Source organism: Pseudophaeobacter sp. TrK17 (assembly GCF_042192375.1).
In the GTDB taxonomy this organism is placed as follows: Bacteria; Pseudomonadota; Alphaproteobacteria; order Rhodobacterales; family Rhodobacteraceae; genus Pseudophaeobacter.
The window spans coordinates 231683-248662 of sequence record NZ_CP071700.1 but is presented as its reverse complement, the minus strand read 5'-3'; the positions used below and the strand labels follow the sequence as shown (position 1 = coordinate 248662).

Here is a 16980-nt window from a genome sequence, read left to right as displayed (position 1 = left end):
CAAGGGAAACAGCTCAGATGCCAATGTACCGATCCAGAACCTCCACCCACGGCCGCAATATGGCGGGCGCCCGCGGATTGTGGCGCGCCACCGGCATGCAGGACGATGATTTCGGCAAACCGATCATCGCCATCGTCAACTCTTTCACCCAGTTTGTGCCCGGCCACGTGCACCTCAAAGATCTGGGCCAAATGGTCGCCCGCGAGGTCGAAGCCGCTGGCGGTGTTGCCAAAGAGTTCAACACCATTGCGGTGGATGACGGCATCGCCATGGGGCATGACGGCATGCTCTATTCACTGCCCTCGCGCGAAGTGATCGCCGATAGCGTCGAATACATGGTCAACGCCCATTGCGCCGACGCCATGGTCTGTATCTCCAACTGCGATAAGATCACTCCGGGGATGATGATGGCCGCCATGCGCCTGAACATCCCGGTGATCTTTGTTTCTGGCGGCCCGATGGAGGCCGGCAAGATCGACATCGAATCGCTTGATGCAAAAAAGGTCGATCTGGTCGATGCCATGGTTGCCGCAGCCAGCGACACGCTGACCGACGCCGAAGTACAGCATATCGAAGAAAACGCCTGCCCCACCTGCGGGTCGTGTTCCGGCATGTTCACCGCCAACTCGATGAACTGCCTGGCCGAGGCCCTGGGCCTGGCGCTGCCCGGCAATGGCTCCACCCTGGCGACCCATGCGGACCGCAAACATCTGTTCCTGGAGGCCGGCCGCAAGATCGTCGAGATCACCAAACGCCACTACGAGGGCAACGAGGCAGGCCTGCTGCCCCGTGAGATCGCCACCTTTGAGGCCTTCGAGAATGCCATGAGCCTGGATATCGCCATGGGCGGGTCGACCAATACGGTTTTGCACTTGCTGGCAATCGCCAACGAGGGCGAGATCAAGTTCACCATGGATGACATTGACCGACTCAGCCGTCAGGTGCCCTGCCTGTGCAAGGTCGCACCGAATATCGAAAACGTGCATATGGAAGACGTGCACCGCGCTGGTGGCATCTTCTCGATCCTGGGGGAACTTTCCCGCGCCGGCCTGTTGCATGATGACTGTTCCACCGTGCATTCGGCCTCAATGGGCGAAGCTATCGCCAAATGGGATATCAAGGTCGCCAACAACCCTGAGGCTGAGCAGCTGTTCAAAGCGGCTCCGGGCGGTGTGCGCACCACTCAGGCCTTTTCCACCGAAAACCGTTATAAAGAGGTCGACGTGGACCGTGAAGGCGGTGTCATCCGCTCCAAGGAACATGCCTTCAGCCAGGATGGCGGTCTTGCGGTCCTGTTTGGCAATATCGCCCTGGACGGCTGCATCGTCAAAACCGCCGGTGTGGATGCCTCGATCCTGCAATTCACCGGCTCCGCCTATGTCTGCGAAAGCCAGGATCAGGCCGTCAGCGACATTTTGACTGGTAAGGTCAAGGCCGGTGATGTGGTGGTGATCCGCTATGAGGGGCCGCGGGGCGGTCCGGGTATGCAGGAGATGCTCTACCCGACCTCCTATCTGAAATCCAAAGGCCTTGGCAAAGACTGCGCCCTGCTGACCGATGGTCGTTTCTCCGGCGGCACCTCCGGGTTGTCAATTGGTCATGCCTCGCCTGAGGCCGCAGAAGGCGGCGCCATTGGTTTGGTTGAGATGGGTGACAAGATCGAGATCGACATCCCCAACCGCACCATCCATCTGGCAGTTTCGGATGAGGTTCTGGCAACACGTCGCGCAGCCCAGGACGCCGCAGGCTGGAAGCCCGCCAAACCGCGTAAACGTAAGGTCTCCAAGGCGCTGAAGGCCTATGCAATGCTGGCCACGTCTGCCGCCAAAGGCGCAGTGCGCGAGCTGCCGGAAGACTACGACGGCTGATAACCACCACTTTACCATGCCAATGACCCTCTGCATCCTTGATGCGGAGGGTTTTCTTTTGATCAACCACTATACAAGTCCAGCTGGTGCTCCCGCCCCCTCTGCAGGTCTTCTGCCTAACGGCAGAAAGCCTTTGAAGCGTTGGGCATGGCGCCGGGCTCCGCCCGGTGCGGATCTAGCCGCCAAGTGCGGTCTCGCCATCGAAACAGTTGGGGCAAGGAGAAAAAAATAGAAATCTGCTGAGAAGCGGTTCAGGGGCAGGTCTGCCCTGAACGCGCCCGGTCAATTTTTACAAGAATACCCCGCCTCAAGGGTAAACCGCGCAGATGCGCGGCGGCTTTGCCGTCCTTGACCCGGGACGCGAGGTCCACCGCGCGAAATCTCAAACACTGCCGCGCCGCGCGTAAGCGCGGCGCCACCCCCAACGGGGGAGAATCAATCTTTGATTGTTCCGAGACGGGCGGGAGCCCCCCCCTTTTATTGAAAGGGGCCTGCTGACCTATTCACCGAGTTTGGCGTGCACTTCGTCGAGATCAATTTCCCCAGTGGGCATCTTGTTGGAAGGGTCCTCAAAGTCATATTTGACCAGCTCGAAATCGCGTTTGTAGATCTCATAGATCAGGTGCATCGACAGATCGTCAAAATAGTCCTCAACCGGATGTGCCCGTTTGGGACCATGGCCTTCGCTTTCGTTAAAGCGGGGGATATTGGCCAGATCGACGGTATGAGGCGTCTCGATGGCGTCCAGCACCTCCTGCATGCCGCCGTTGAAATCCTCGGTCCAGAAGATTTTGTTGTAGCGGCCACCATTCCAGATGAAGGTCGAGACATGGCCCGACATCGCTGACCAGTGGATATCGGGGTCCATCGGGCGGCGGAAGCGAATGCTGTCGCGCACAAACAGCAAAAACCGGCGAAAGCTCTGGATCTGGTCGAACTCCTGCTTGCCGTCCTCGCCGCCGACCTCGATGCCATATTCATTTATCAGTTTGGGTACCAGATTGCCGCGATAGCGTTTGCCATTGCGCTGGATGCCGCAGATCTTGTCAAAAAACGAGCTGAGCACCCGGGTATAAGGGTTACGCACGCAGGTAAAAGCATAGGTGCGTTGGCCACGTACATTGCGGGTGATCGGACCCTGGCTGTGCTCCAGCGCCCATTTGTGCAGCCCGTTCTGCGCATCATGGATATCGCCATCAAAGAATTTGCCATGATCCGAATAGTGCAGGATTTGGCCAATGGTCGAGCAGGCGCATTTGGGCACCACGCGATAAATCACGCTCTCGCTTTCGGTCATCCAAGTGCCCGGAAATCCCATGTAAGCCTTCCTCCAGTCGTGCCGCTTTAACGGTACAATCCACATCTAAGCATAAAATTCAAATAATCTGGTTTATTCAATGCGCTCGCGCCTTTATCAAGGAGACAATCAGGCTGAAGCAAGGTGTATCGTCTCCAAAATGGCAAAAATTGCGTATATCCTGCTCTGCCACAAGGATCCCGAAGCGATCATCCAGCAGGCTGAACAGCTGACGGCGGTTGGCGACTACATGTCCATCCATTTTGACCGCCGTGCCAAACCAGAGGATTACGCCAGCATTCAAAAGGCATTGGCCGACAATCCAAACGTCTGTTTTGCCAAGACACGCATCAAATGTGGCTGGGGGGAGTGGTCCCTGGTGCAGGCCACCCTGCACGCGCTGCACAGCGCCATCGAAGAATTTCCGCGCGCCACACATTTTTACATGCTGTCTGGCGACTGTATGGCGATCAAGACTGCCGAATACGCCCATGACTTCCTGGACCGTCATGACTGCGATTTCATCGAAAGCTTTGATTTCTTTGGCAGCGACTGGATCAAGACCGGTATGAAAGAAGAGCGGCTGACCTATCGCCACTTCTTCAATGAACGCAAAAACAAGGCGCTGTTCTATGCGAGTGTGAACCTGCAAAAAAAACTGGGGCTGAGGCGAGAGATTCCCGGTGATCTTCAAGTACAAATCGGCAGCCAATGGTGGTGCCTGCGCCGCCGCACAGTGGAATGCATCTTTGACCTGCTTGCCGAGCGCAAAGACATCATCCGCTTCTTCCAGACCACCTGGATTCCGGATGAGACCTTTTTTCAAACTCTGGTGCGCCACCTGGTTCCGGGATCCGAGATCGACAGCCGCACCCTGACCTTTTTGATGTTCACCGATTACGGCATGCCGGTGAATTTCTACAATGATCACTATGATTTGCTGCTCAGCCAGGACTTTCTCTTTGCCCGCAAAATCAGCCCGGATGCCAAAGAGCTGAAACTGCGCCTTGGGCGCCTTTATGCAGCGCAAGGCGTGAGCTTTCAGATCTCCAACGAGGGCCGCAGCCTTTACAATTTCCTAGTGAAACGCGGCCGCATTGGCCGACGGTTTGCCACCCGATTCTGGGAAAAGGAAAGCTCGCTTGGGCGCGAGCGCGAACTGATGATCGTGGTCTGCAAGAAATGGCACGTTGCCAAGCGCCTGATCGAACAGCTCCGCCAAAGCACCAATATCCCCGCAATTGATTATCTGTTCCACGAAGAAGGCACGCCGCTGCCGGACCTGGGCGGTATTCAGGCCTCCCTGAGCAAGCGTACCCGGCACCGGCGAGCGCTGATGCGGATGTTGTTTGAATATTTTGACACCAACCGCCTGATCATCTGCATGGACCCGTCCGCCTTGGAGTTGATGAATGACTTCAACTCTGATCGTTCGACCACCCGCACGTTGCAGATCGAATGCGATTTCTCAGATGACTATCTGATTGGCCATGCCCATCGGGTCGGGCTCGCCGGGGAGCGTACGCCGCAGCAGTCGCTGGAACGGCTGCTGCCGACAATCCGCAATGACATTGTCTACGAATCCGACCGCATTCGCGATTCCGGCTATTCCAATTACACGATCATTCGCGAATCCGACAGCGCCGAGGAAAACGCCGACCGCTTGGCGCAATTCTTCAGTCTGCCCTTTGAAACCGCCAAGGACCTGGCTCAAACACCACATCTTTTTGCCGATTAGACCCGTTGCGTCCGGGCTTTCCTGTGCCCTTGCCGCCCCGCCAAAATCAGGCGGGGTCGGCCTCAGCCTCATCCCTTGAGGCTGGAAAACCACCGCCGCAGCCGCCCGCGCCGTTCCGAAATGGCGTCTCCCGCCGCATAGAACCCGTCTTCGACATCCTCCAGCACCGGATCAATCCGATCGCGGCGAAACCGGCGCCAGCGCACATAGATAGCCCAAAACAGCGCTGCCAGCAGGGTCAGGAAGATGATATTGAACCAATTGAGCGGCTTATCATCAGGACCGGACACCGGCGTGATTGAGATCGCATTGGGAAAGGTGGACAAGAACACACTGCGCCAGCCGTAGTGCAGAACCACAACCCATTCCGGGTCATCCTTGGTCGAGATAGCGTCATTGGCTTCGGTATAAAGATTGGCGGTATCAAACTTGAAATAGGGCGGCCAATGCCAGCCAGTATCCTCGTTGCGGTAAACGATCGCATCACCATTGGCGCGGAAGGACTGAATGAATTGCACATCCCGCGTGATCGCCGCCTGTGTCGGATTGTCCGGGGTCGACCAGAAGATCCGCTTCCAATTGTCCAGCTCCTGGCGCTCCTCATAGGTGCTGACGATCCGCACCACATCGTATTGCGGCAGGGTATAATGCAGGAAGGCTGCAAAAACAGACCAAACCGTGATCAAAAATCCCCATTTGATATAGGCCATGACAGATGCCCCTTAGCTAAAGTTTACCACATAGATGACCAGAGCGATTGCGCTCAGCGGCAGGATATAGACCAATAGGATCAGCCGCCGCCGTAATGAGTGGTCGTATTGTTTCAGCCCCCGCTGGATGAAGCTCTGCCGGTCTCCGGTCAACCCCTTGACTGCCCAATGCTGTTTCAGTTTGGCGCGTCGTCGCTCACGCGAATAGAGCGAGACGCCACCGTAGATCAGGGTCAGGATGATCAGAAGCAGCAGAACAAGACGAAGAAAGGCAAACATTTTTCCGCTCCTTTGCTGGCGCCGCGCGCACCAGGCACTGCTCATTCCGGGTCATATGACAGCAAAAGACCCCGGCAGAGATCCTCTACCGGGGTCTTGTCTGTCTTGCCTGTACTATGCCCCAGCCGGAACCGCATGACCAGCACTCTGCCCGGCGAAACCGGGGTGGAATGGCCAGGTTGAAATCAGCGGGGGGAGCCGTCGCGCCGCTTGCAGGCCTCATTGCAGCAAAAGCATCTGGCGACCTTAGCGCCCCGCCAGAGCTGCCTATCAGTAGGCGGCAGTAAAGACCTGGCGCGGGTGTTTTGGCACCTCGACCTCATCCATAAATGCCACGGCATAATCCTCTGCGCTGATCTGGCTATTGCCCTCATCATCCGTCAGGAACGCACGTTGCCCCAGCCGGAACACACCGGTGCGCTCGCCGGGTTCAATCACCCCGGCCGGTGCCATAAAGGTAAAATCTGCTGTGCTCTTTGCCAGCATTTCATACATGGCACGCATCGCTTTGGCTTCATCTTGGTACGGCTCTGGCACCACATCGGCGACCGGTGTGCCGTCTGGCAGATTCAGGGTCCCGGCGCCCCCAACGACCATCAGGCGCTTGCCAATCTGCGGGGCCGCCTCAATCAGCGCAGCGCCATAGCCCAGAGCATCGTCCATCGCGTTGCCGCTTGTACGCGGGCTCACCGCTGTGATCACCAGATCCACAGTCTGGGCGGCAGCGACCACGGCCTCGACATCGGTCACCTCCAGGGACAGCGGCTGGGCATTGCCTACCGTGCTCCCCTTGCGAGAGGCGGCCACAACGCTGTGGCCCCGCGATTCAGCTTCTGCAACCAAGCGGCTACCAATCATGCCCGTGGCCCCAATGATCAGGAGTTTCATATTAGTTCTCTTTTCGATATAAGTTACTACTAGTAACTAGATACGCACCGGCAGAGGCCAACGGAATACGCATCTTTTCGTCTTATAGTTACTTTGAGGGAACCGCCCCTTACGCGGCGAAAAACTGGTCCGAAACAGGGCCAGCCACATAGAAACAAGGCAGGAACCCAGTGGGAGCAAAGCGCAAACTCGACTATGACTGTCCGATCCGTGACGTGCTGGACCGGGTCGGCGATGCATGGACCGTTCTGACCATTTTGGAGCTTTCCAAAGGTCCCTGCCGTTTTAATGCTTTGAAACGGGTGATCGACGGTATTTCGCAACGCATGCTGGCAGTGACCCTGCGAAATCTGGAACGTGACGGGCTGGTCAGCCGCAGGGTTCTGCCCACTGCCCCGCCACATGTGGAATATAGCCTCACCGCGCGCGGGCTGTCTTTGCACCAGGCGATAGGGGCGCTGAATGAATGGGCCGTGGATCATCAACCTGGTATACGCGCCGACCGGCTCCGCTATGACCAGCGCCCTGCCCTTGTGTAGACGACGTCTGCGAAACAGGGATCCGGTGACAGTCTACAAACGAAAGCAACAGCAGCGCTCTGGCGGGGCACTGGCAGGATACTGGCCAGCCTTGGCGATCAGGGTTATTCCGGCGAGGATCGTTTCAGCAATCCCCAGATCACCAGCACAACATAGCTGAGACAGAGAACAACCATTGTCGTCCAGGCGTAGGTCAATACAGCAGCACCGGCAAAGGCGCAGGCAACCAGAAAATACTTCACGTTCTCGCGTGAGATGCGTACCAGCTTGGGCGACCAGGTAGGAATGCGGCTGATCATCAACAATCCAATGACCACCATATGCAAACAGATCAGCAGCTTGGGGAATCCGGTTCCCGCATCAAAGGCAAAAGAAATGAACATGGGCAGCATCGCCAGTAGCGCCCCGGCAGGTGAGGGGATGCCAACAAAATATCCACTGGCCACGTCGCTGACCTCTTCGGATTTGGTGGCAACATTGAACCTGGCCAGCCGCACCACGCAGCAGACAGAAAACACCAGGACCGAGATCCAGCCAGCGTTGCTCATGTCCTGAAGCGCCCAGAAATAGATCACCAGCGGCGCGGCAACACCAAAGTTGAGGAAATCCGCCAGCGAATCCAGCTCGGCGCCCATCTTGCTGTCGCTGCCCAGGGCCCGTGCAAGGCGCCCGTCCAGCCCGTCCAGAAGCGCCGCCAGGAGTATCAGCTGTACCGCCAGCACATAGTTGCCCTGCACCCCAAAACGGATAGCCGAAAGCCCGGCGCAGATTGCGCCAACCGTCATGATATTGGGCAAGAGCTGGATCAGCGCAAACTCGGTCAGTCTTTTGTCGTGGGGTTCATCCATGGCGTGGCCTGGTCACCTATATGAGACAGAGATCAGTGTTGGAAACAACTCCCCACCCGCTGTCAAAACAGGCTCCACACTGACTTGCAGGGCCCCGTCCAACACCAAGGTGAGGTCGGTACTCATAAAAGGTTTGGCTTTGAAAGCAAGGGTCAGCCCCCCAGAAAGCTCCCGCAGGCTCCCGCATAGGTGAAAAATACTCCCTATGGTCTCAGTCATAAACCCTGCGTGATCAGACCACAGACTCAGGTCGTATCACGGGACAGCACCGCGCCAACGGCGCGGTGCCATGCCCAACGGGCATGTGATCCCGGCAGGGGTCAGATCCGGGCGGGAGCGCCACGCTGATCTTTCACGACGTGGCGCCTGGGCGTTCAGCCAACAACGTTGAACCCAGGCCCATAGGGGTATTTGGTGATGTTTTCATTGCCCTCCTCATGGATAATCAAAATATCATGCTCACGGTAGCCACCGGCGCCGGGCTGCCCTGCGGCCAGGGTCAGCATCGGCTCCATCGAAATTACCATGCCGGGCTCCAGCACCGTGTCGATGTCTTCACGCAGCTCCAGCCCGGCTTCACGCCCGTAGTAATGCGACAGCACCCCAAAGGAATGGCCATAGCCAAAGGTGCGATATTGCAGCAGGTCGCGCTCTTCAAAGAAGGCGTTGATCTGATTGGTGATCTCGGCACAGCTGGCCCCGGGTTTCAGCAGTGAAATGCCATATTCATGGGCCGCCACATTGGCCTCCCAGATTTTCAGGCTCTCGGCATCCACGTCGCCCAAAAACAGGGTGCGTTCCAGCGCTGTGTAATAGCCGGAAATCATCGGAAAGGTATTCAGCGACAGGATATCACCGCGCTGCAATCTGCGCCCTGTCACCGGATTATGCGCGCCATCAGTATTGATCCCCGACTGGAACCAGACCCAGCTGTCGCGATATTCCGCATCGGGAAACCGCTTGGCAATCTCCAGCTCCATCGCGTCCCGCCCGGCCATGGCCACATCAATCTCGCGCGCGCCTTCCTTGATCGCATCCCGAATGGCAAAACCGCCCACATCTGCCACGGCTGCCCCCGCACGGATCATCTCCAGCTCAGCATCGGATTTGCCCATGCGCTGCACCATGGTGGGTTCATAAAGATCCACCAACTTCGACGGGCTCAGGTAGCTTTCCAGCTTGCCCTTTTGCAGCAGGGTCAGGTGGTCGCTCTCATAGCCTACAACGCTCCCATCACCCGAGACCGATTTGATGGCGCGCCAGAAATTGTCGCGCTGCCAGTCAGTATAGGTGATGTTGTCGCAGAACGACCGGCGCCAGGGCTGGCCCGCGTCAATACCCGCCGAGATGGTCACGGCCTCGGTCGCCGTCACAACCAGCCCATAGGGGCGGCCAAAGGCGCAGTAGGTAAAGCCGGAATAGTAAGAGATATTATGCATCGAGGTGAAAACGGCCGCGCTCACCCCCTTGTCGATCATGATTTTACGCAGGCCGGCGATGCGCGCCTCATACTCAGAGACCGCAAATTGCAGCGGGGCTTTTTCACCATTGTGAAAACGATACATGTCAGGACGTGCAGTCATGCTGGATCCTTCCTTTGCTCAAGAAAGGTCCTGGCGTACAGGACGAAAAAATTGAAAGTGACCCATGTGGTGCTGACGGACGAAACCAGTGGTTATCATCCCAAGTCAGCACGTTCATGTGGCGACGCCATCGCCCAGTCAGGCTGGAAAATGCGCCCGAATCATCGCGGAGGCAAGCGATATTTCTTCGCTGCCTCCCGCACCTCTTCATCCCAGGGCCTAGCTTGTGAGCAAGCGGACCAGATCGCTCTCGGGATCTGCCAGGGGGTCCACGACATTAAAATGGTGTTTGCCAAAGGCAATCACGTGATCCGCGTGCCAGGCATCTGCCAGCCACTGCGCCTGATCCAGGAAGGCGGGGCGCTCTTCTGCACCAACCCAGACAGTCACCTCAGTCTGGTAGCGATCCTGCATTTCCACCGGGCTTTCGGCCTTGGCCGCGTCGTTGTCCATCTGGAACGTGTCATTCATCGAGGTGCGCAGCAGCGGCAGCAGATCCGCCAGCGGCGAAATCGGCACAACCACCTTCAAACGCGCGCCAACCGCATTGGGGATCACCTTTGGATCCAGCATTCGCGCTACCAGATGCCCCCCAGCCGAATGGCCGGCAAGCGAGATCGGCACCTCCGGCACCTCTTCAGCAATGCGAACCACGGCCCTGGCGACCTGCTGTGTGATATCCGCAATTCGCACCTCTGGGCACAGATCATAAGAGGGCATCGCCACCGCCCAGCCCTGCGCCAATGCGCCCACTGCCAGATGCGACCAAGAGCTTTTGTCAAAGGCCAGCCAATAGCCGCCATGCACAAAAATCAGCACCCCCTTTGGCGCCGTTTCAGGCATGAAGAGATCAAAGCAATGCCGCGCGCCGTCACCATAGGGGAGATTCAGACGCGCCCGTTCGTGCAGGCTATTGCGGAAATCCTCGGCCGAAGCCGCCCAACGCGGCGGAAAATCCTCCGCTCCCGCAATGTGCGCGCCATTTGCATAGGCATCATCCAGTTCCATCAGTGTGCTCCCCTATTTGTGCAACAAGTGACAATCTGGCTTTGCCATTGTCAAACACTCTTCTCCCCAATGGAATTAGATTAACAAGTAAATTAACTTATGATCAAATTCTGGACTTATGGATCTTTCTGGACATATCTATCGGGAACAGTTTTCCATGTCTGCACAAACACCCTCGGGAGGCCCCTATGCTACAAACAACCACCGCGCTGAAGACTCTGTTGAGCGACCCAACCCTGTTGGAAACCCGCGCCTATATAGGCGGGGCGTTCGTCGATGGTGAGGGCACGTTCGATGTGACCAACCCGGCGCGCGGCGATGTGATTGCCCAGGTTGCCGATGTCAGCCGCGCCCAGGTCGCCGGAGCCATCGCCCAGGCCGATGCTGCGCAAAAAGAATGGGCAAAATGGACCGGCAAAGAGCGCGCATCTGTGCTGCGTAAATGGTATGATCTGATGATGGCCAATCAGGAAGACCTAGCGGTGATCCTGACAGCCGAAATGGGCAAACCCCTGGCCGAAGCCCGCGGCGAGATCGCCTATGGTGCATCCTTCATTGAATTCTTTTCCGAAGAAGCCAAACGCATCTATGGCGAGACTATTCCTGGCCACCAGCGCGACAAGCGCATCACCGTTCTGAAACAACCTATTGGTGTTGCCGCCTCCATTACGCCCTGGAACTTTCCCAATGCAATGATCACTCGCAAGGCCGGCCCGGCACTGGCAGCAGGCTGCGCCTTTGTCGCCCGCCCGGCGGAACTCACCCCACTCTCGGCCACTGCGCTGGGTGTTCTGGCAGACCGTGCGGGCATTCCTGCCGGCGTGTTCAATGTTGTGCCCTCCTCCAATGCCTCGGAAATCGGCAAGGAGTTCTGTGAAAACAACACGGTGCGCAAACTCACCTTCACCGGCTCCACCGAAGTGGGTCGCATCCTGATGCGCCAGGCTGCTGACACAGTGACAAAGTGCTCGATGGAGCTGGGTGGCAACGCGCCGTTCATTGTCTTTGACGACGCCGATCTGGATGCCGCCGTAGAAGGCGCGATCATGTGCAAGTTCCGCAACAATGGTCAGACCTGTGTCTGCGCCAACCGGATCTATGTGCAGGCCGGGGTCTATGATCAATTTGCCGCCAAGCTGAAGGAAGCCGTTGCCAAAATGAAGGTCGGCGATGGCATGGAAGATGGCACCGTGTTTGGCCCGCTGATCAACGCCAAGGCAGTGACCAAAGTGCAGGACCATATTGCAGATGCGACCGCCAAAGGGGCCGAGGTCATTCTAGGTGGCACCCCATCCGATCTGGGCGGAACCTTCTTTCAACCGACAATTGTCACCGGGGCAACCCGCAAGATGGCCTTTGCCACCGATGAAACCTTTGGACCCTTGGCACCTTTGTTCAAGTTTGAGAGCGAAGATGACGTCATTGAGATGGCCAATGACACCATCTTTGGCCTTGCGTCGTATTTCTACGCCAAAGATCTGAGCCGCGTTTACAAGGTCGCTGAGGCCCTGGAATATGGCATCGTTGGCGTCAACACGGGTCTTATTTCCACCGAAGTGGCCCCCTTTGGCGGCGTCAAACAATCCGGCCTGGGCCGCGAAGGTAGCCACCACGGCATCGAAGACTATCTGGAAATGAAATACATCTGCATGTCAGTGTGACATCACTAAGAGACAGTTCTGGGCCCTGATGTCTATTGGGGCCCAGTGTGGCAGGCGCGCACCCCGCCGCCTGCCTGCCTCTTGGGCTCAGGCCCCCAACATAGGTTCAGGGTTGGCGTTCAGCATCGGGTTTGGGTTCTGGTTCGGGTTCTGCATGAAGTAGATCCATGACCCCGGCAATGGCTTGCTCCCAAACACTGACCTGTTCTCGCGTAAGATCATTGCCCAAGACATCCTCCAACGCCGCCATCACAGCTTTACCAGCCAAAGCCGTTTCCTGGCGGCCAAGGTTGTAGCGCCCGTGTGTCAACGACAGGCTGTCGCGCGCATGGGTCATGCTCTGGTTGTTGGCCACTCCTTTGAGGCAATAGGTCAACATGGCAGAAAACATTTCCTTCTGTTTGGCAAAGTCACCGCCGAACAGGGGCTCCACTTCAGGCAAAAGCTCAAAAAGGTGGACGTAAAACCGCTCCGCCAGTTCTGCCTTTCTCGCGTAGATCAAGGAAAAACTGGACTGCATCTCTTTGACGTCATTCCCCTCCATTTCGGCCCCCCTATTTACACAAACATTACTTTTACCTGCACGTTTATAGAACCTGTTGAGCAAGAGACAAAACTAAAATCAATTCAACGTTGCATGACCGCATGGGGGTCGACAAATAAGCAGCACAATTGCCCCTGGAAGGTCTATCGCGTCGCTCCCACCTGTTTAACCCCTATCTATCATCGCCTTACCACGCTTCGAACCAGATCGCGCGTATGGGCAGGGGCAAGGCCTGCGCCTTGGTCCACTGGATCCTTACCAAAACGATATGACAGGTTGCACCGCGCCGCAGGCAGCAGGCAGACAACCCCCAATAGCTCCATGGCAATCGACAATGCCGCAGCAAAGCCCGCGTCCCGCCAGCGCTCTGTGGCCTGGATCAAAGCTGCCAGCGGCTCCAAAAAATCCTGCACCGGCGGGCGCAGGTCATCTGCAACTGCGGCCTGGCCCGGTCCATCAATCAAAACCCCTATCAGCAAAGCCGCGGCTGAGCGCTGCTTCAGGAAGAACCCTGACAGGGCCACAAAGACCCTCTCAATCTGCAGTTCAGCCTGTTCTGTCTCTTCCATCGCGACAAAAAGCAGCTGCACCAGCTCTTGGTTCAACTGATCCAGAACCGCGCGATAGAGCTGATCCTTGGTTTTGAAATGATGCAGCAAGGCCTGTTTGGAAACCCCCGACTCCGAGGAGATCCGGGCCAGGCTGGCGCCTTGATACCCCCGTTCAGCAAAGTGGCGTCTGGCGGCGCGCAACAGCTCGCTTTGTGTGTGCTGTGCAGATGACATGGGCTGACCTCTGATTAGGTAGCTCAAGCCTAGCACAGCCTCGCAAAACTTACCATTCGGTAAGCAGAGATACCTACCGAATGGTAAGTAATACGGAGTTTTTACTAACGCGCCCAAATAACGCCCATAGCCCCAAGCCACATCTGCGGCCCAGGGCTATGGTCATTCCATCCAGGCTCCCTGGAGAAAGCCTTGAACAGAAAGGAGTTAGGGGACTGACCTTAGTTGATCGGCTGCGCGTCAGACTCAATCGCGGTCCGCTGCGGCCCGGTCGAGCTGATCTCAATCCGGCGTGGCTTTAGCGCCTCGGGCACCTCGCGGTGCAGATCGATATGCAGCATGCCATCAGCGTGGCTGGCACCAGTGACCCGGACGTGATCCGCGAGGGTAAACTGGCGCTCAAAGGCCCGGGTGGCGATGCCCCGGTGCAAAAAGCTGCGCCCTTCGGCCTCATCGGCCTTTCCGGCAGAAACCACCAGGGCGTTTTCCTTGACCTCAACGGTCAGGTCTTCTCCGCTGAACCCTGCGACCGCGATGGAAATCCGATAGCTGTCAGCAGCGGTTTTTTCGATATTGTAAGGGGGATAGCTGGGCTGGCCGACGTCATTGCTCAGGGCGCGGTCCATCAGATCAGCGATCTGGTCAAAACCAATAGTTGCACGGTTGAGTGGTGCAAAGTCAAATCTACGCATGTTTTATCCTCGAATATGAGCGACATTCTTGTGCCCTCCCGGATGGGACAGGCGGTGGACATCTGGGCCCCGGTAACCGGCGACCCCGACAAAACATGAAATATGCACGCGCTATCCGATTTCAAGACCTGCCAGCACAGCCCCACGGCGCGGCGCAGGGCGCTATGGCCTAGCCGCCCGGGCGCACAAATTTGGCTCCACCTGACGAACGGGCACCGCCAACCTGGACCCTGCCCACGCCTTCGGGCATGCGGCTGCCAATGCGCGTACTGGTGAGCTGCGCCCGCAGGATCTGCAGCTCTTTGGCGAGATCCGCCCCCAGGGACACCCGCTTGCCGTCAACCTCGGCCTTGGCCGAAACCACCGAAACGATGCGCGGCTTGCCCCCGGAAAATGAAAACACCGGCGCCCCGGACGAGCCAAAATCAACGTCACAGGACATAATCAGCACCCCCTCCTGACGCGCCATCACCGAACACAGCTCTTGGATTGACGGCGCTTCTGAGCGGTCATGGGCATAAGACACAACCCCCACATCCGCACCTTTGCGCGGGCGGTTGTCGGTCTGAAACGGAATAACGGTGGTATTGCGGATCGGCCGTTGCAATTGCAACAAGGCAATATCCCTGCGCACCCGGTCGGTCGAGACCTCTCCGTCAAAGATATAGTCGGGATGTACCACAGCCCGGGTGACAGTCCGGTAGGCCGAGGCGCGGCCATTGCGCCAGCCCGCCAGGAATTCAATCGTTTTTGGCTGGATACGGACGCCGCTGCGGGCATCATACAGACAATGCGCTGCCGTCAGCACCAGATCCGGCGCGATCAGCGCCCCGGTGCAAAAGCCTTCACCATCGACATCCAACCGCCCCACGGCCTCCCAGCCGCGCCCGGCATCAGAGGTCTCCATGCGCTGCAGGCGGCTGTCAGCCGCCTGTGCCATCACCGGAAAAAGCCCAATAAGGCCGAACAGCCCGGCGAAGCCCTGTCCAATGAAACGCAAATCCAGCACATCAGTCTCCTCACCCGATTGCTGGCATGTTTACCTGCAAGCTTCGGCAAAAATACGGCAACGCCGCAGGAAAGACAGCCCCAAAGGAAAAAAACTGCACGCCGCTATCAAGGCTGTAGCATCGACTAAGGTTCAGCGCAGGATCGGCACCTCATTTGCACGCTGAGATCCACCCGCCATGGCAGGGGGTATTGGCCCACCCGTCGCCCAGTCCAGCAGCTCAACCGTATGCAGGATAGGCACTTCGGTCGCGGATCCTATCTGCATCATGCAGCCGATATTGCCTGCAGCAATCAGATCCGGGGATTTGGCCTCTAGGGTTTTGACCTTGCGCGCCTTCAACTGCCCCGAGATTTCCGGCTGCATCAGGTTATAGGTCCCTGCCGAGCCGCAGCACAGATGGCTGTCGGCGGGCTCCACCACCTTGAACCCGGCGCGTTTCAACAGGGTCTTGGGGTGGCTTTTGATCTGTTGACCATGCTGCAAGGAACAGGCCGCGTGATAGGCAACCGTCAGCTCTTTCTCAGCCCCGACGGGGAGATCCAACTGCATCAACAGCTCCGAGATATCCAGACAGCGTTCAGAAACACGCGCCGCATCCGCAGCCAGGGGATCATTGCGGAACATATGGCCGTAGTCCTTGACCGTGGTGCCGCAGCCCGAAGTGTTGATGACAATGGCATCCAACCCCTTGCCATCAATCTCGGCGCTCCAGGCACGGATATTCTTGGCAGCCGTGGCGTGGCTTTCGGTCTCGCGCCCCATGTGATGGGTCAACGCACCACAGCAGCCCGCACCTTCTGCCACCACAACCTCGCAACCCAATCGGGTCAGCAGCCGGATGGTGGCATCATTGATATCGGTGTTCAGCGCCTTTTGCGCACAGCCGGTCATCAGCGCCACCCGTTTCTTCTGTGGCGCCTCCGCCGCAAAGCTCTGCGGGTCATCATTGCGACTGACCGGCGGGATTTGCTTTGGCGCCATCTCCAACATCGCCCTGAGCCGCGCATCCGGCACCAGGCCTTTGAACGGGCGCGCCATCTTCGCTCCCAACAGGGCCAGACGGAACCGCCCCGGATAGGGCAGGATCCGCGCCAGCACAGCCCGCAACAGGCGGTCCATCACGGGGCGTTTGTAATTTTTGTCGATATAGGCGCGGGCGTGATCCACCAGATGCATGTAATGCACCCCCGACGGGCAGGTGGTCATACACGCCAGACAGCTGAGACACCGGTCGATATGTTTGACCGTCTTGGCATCCGGCACCCGGTTGTTCTCCAGCATGTCCTTGATCAGATAGATCCGGCCGCGCGGGCTGTCGAGCTCATCGCCCAGCACCTGATAGGTCGGACAGGTCGCGGTACAAAAGCCGCAGTGCACGCAGGCGCGCAGGATTTCATTGGCACGTTGCGTCCCCGGGGCCTGCAGTTGTTCTTTGGTGAAATTTGTCTGCATATCAGACCTCCTGCGGCAGTTCTTCAGGGCGCGGTGAGCGCACAGTAGCGAGCAAATTGAGCAAGAAAGCTCCCCA

At 57.7% G+C, this 16980-nt stretch carries 16 protein-coding genes; 4 read left to right on the top strand and 12 right to left on the bottom strand.

The window, feature by feature from the left end; genetic code table 11:
* Nucleotides 1–17 precede the first annotated feature (17 nt).
* On the top strand, nt 18–1868 hold the full coding sequence (gene ilvD, locus JZI28_RS01170; protein ID WP_295454195.1) for a dihydroxy-acid dehydratase: 1851 nt from the start codon (nt 18–20) through the stop codon (nt 1866–1868).
* A 499-nt stretch (nt 1869–2367) separates the two neighbouring features.
* On the opposite strand, the gene JZI28_RS01165 is transcribed toward ilvD, so the two are convergent.
* Nucleotides 2368–3186, bottom strand: a complete 819-nt coding sequence (locus tag JZI28_RS01165) for a sulfotransferase family protein (protein WP_375698964.1) — start codon at nt 3184–3186, stop codon at nt 2368–2370.
* 139 nt (nt 3187–3325) lie between these two features.
* Here JZI28_RS01165 and JZI28_RS01160 point away from each other — a divergent pair, with 139 nt between their 5' ends.
* A complete protein-coding gene (locus tag JZI28_RS01160; protein WP_375698963.1) occupies nt 3326–4903 on the top strand; it encodes a DUF5928 domain-containing protein in 1578 nt (525 codons plus the stop codon).
* A gap of 68 nt (nt 4904–4971) precedes the next feature.
* Here the strand turns inward: JZI28_RS01160 and JZI28_RS01155 are convergent, their stop codons facing one another.
* The 3 genes from JZI28_RS01155 to JZI28_RS01145 all read right to left on the bottom strand — a co-directional run bounded on the left by JZI28_RS01155 (nt 4972) and on the right by JZI28_RS01145 (nt 6780).
* A complete protein-coding gene (locus tag JZI28_RS01155) occupies nt 4972–5613 on the bottom strand; it encodes a DUF1523 family protein (protein ID WP_348153709.1) in 642 nt (213 codons plus the stop codon).
* A gap of 12 nt (nt 5614–5625) precedes the next feature.
* Entirely contained in the window at nt 5626–5892 is a 267-nt protein-coding gene (locus JZI28_RS01150; protein WP_295454185.1) for a hypothetical protein, read from the bottom strand.
* 270 nt (nt 5893–6162) lie between these two features.
* On the bottom strand, nt 6163–6780 hold the full coding sequence (locus JZI28_RS01145) for an NAD(P)-dependent oxidoreductase (protein WP_295454183.1): 618 nt from the start codon (nt 6778–6780) through the stop codon (nt 6163–6165).
* Between the two features lie 170 nt (nt 6781–6950).
* Between JZI28_RS01145 and JZI28_RS01140 the strand changes: the two genes are divergently transcribed.
* A complete protein-coding gene (locus tag JZI28_RS01140) occupies nt 6951–7319 on the top strand; it encodes a winged helix-turn-helix transcriptional regulator (protein WP_375698961.1) in 369 nt (122 codons plus the stop codon).
* Between the two features lie 104 nt (nt 7320–7423).
* Here the strand turns inward: JZI28_RS01140 and pssA are convergent, their stop codons facing one another.
* From pssA to JZI28_RS01125, 3 genes are all read right to left on the bottom strand, one after another.
* Nucleotides 7424–8167 carry a CDP-diacylglycerol--serine O-phosphatidyltransferase gene (gene pssA / locus JZI28_RS01135; RefSeq protein WP_295454177.1) on the bottom strand — a complete coding sequence of 248 codons (744 nt, stop codon included), beginning with the start codon at nt 8165–8167 and terminating at the stop codon, nt 7424–7426.
* Between the two features lie 374 nt (nt 8168–8541).
* Nucleotides 8542–9750, bottom strand: coding sequence for an aminopeptidase P family protein (locus tag JZI28_RS01130; protein WP_375698960.1), 1209 nt, complete (start codon nt 9748–9750; stop codon nt 8542–8544).
* Nucleotides 9751–9969: 219 nt separating this feature from the next.
* Nucleotides 9970–10758, bottom strand: coding sequence for an alpha/beta hydrolase (locus tag JZI28_RS01125; protein WP_375698959.1), 789 nt, complete (start codon nt 10756–10758; stop codon nt 9970–9972).
* 188 nt (nt 10759–10946) lie between these two features.
* Here JZI28_RS01125 and JZI28_RS01120 point away from each other — a divergent pair, with 188 nt between their 5' ends.
* Complete coding sequence (locus JZI28_RS01120; RefSeq protein ID WP_375698958.1) at nt 10947–12419, top strand: NAD-dependent succinate-semialdehyde dehydrogenase; 1473 nt, start codon at nt 10947–10949, stop codon at nt 12417–12419.
* Nucleotides 12420–12525: 106 nt separating this feature from the next.
* Here the strand turns inward: JZI28_RS01120 and JZI28_RS01115 are convergent, their stop codons facing one another.
* The 5 genes from JZI28_RS01115 to glcF form a co-directional block, all read right to left on the bottom strand.
* Nucleotides 12526–12963 carry a globin domain protein gene (locus tag JZI28_RS01115; RefSeq protein ID WP_375698957.1) on the bottom strand — a complete coding sequence of 146 codons (438 nt, stop codon included), beginning with the start codon at nt 12961–12963 and terminating at the stop codon, nt 12526–12528.
* Nucleotides 12964–13142: 179 nt separating this feature from the next.
* Nucleotides 13143–13748, bottom strand: a complete 606-nt coding sequence (locus JZI28_RS01110) for a TetR/AcrR family transcriptional regulator (RefSeq protein WP_375698956.1) — start codon at nt 13746–13748, stop codon at nt 13143–13145.
* Nucleotides 13749–13969: 221 nt separating this feature from the next.
* Nucleotides 13970–14440 carry an Hsp20 family protein gene (locus tag JZI28_RS01105; RefSeq protein ID WP_295454161.1) on the bottom strand — a complete coding sequence of 157 codons (471 nt, stop codon included), beginning with the start codon at nt 14438–14440 and terminating at the stop codon, nt 13970–13972.
* A 169-nt stretch (nt 14441–14609) separates the two neighbouring features.
* Complete coding sequence (locus tag JZI28_RS01100) at nt 14610–15380, bottom strand: serine protease (protein ID WP_295454297.1); 771 nt, start codon at nt 15378–15380, stop codon at nt 14610–14612.
* 201 nt (nt 15381–15581) lie between these two features.
* Nucleotides 15582–16904, bottom strand: coding sequence for a glycolate oxidase subunit GlcF (glcF, locus tag JZI28_RS01095; RefSeq protein ID WP_375698955.1), 1323 nt, complete (start codon nt 16902–16904; stop codon nt 15582–15584).
* Nucleotides 16905–16980: the final 76 nt, after the last annotated feature.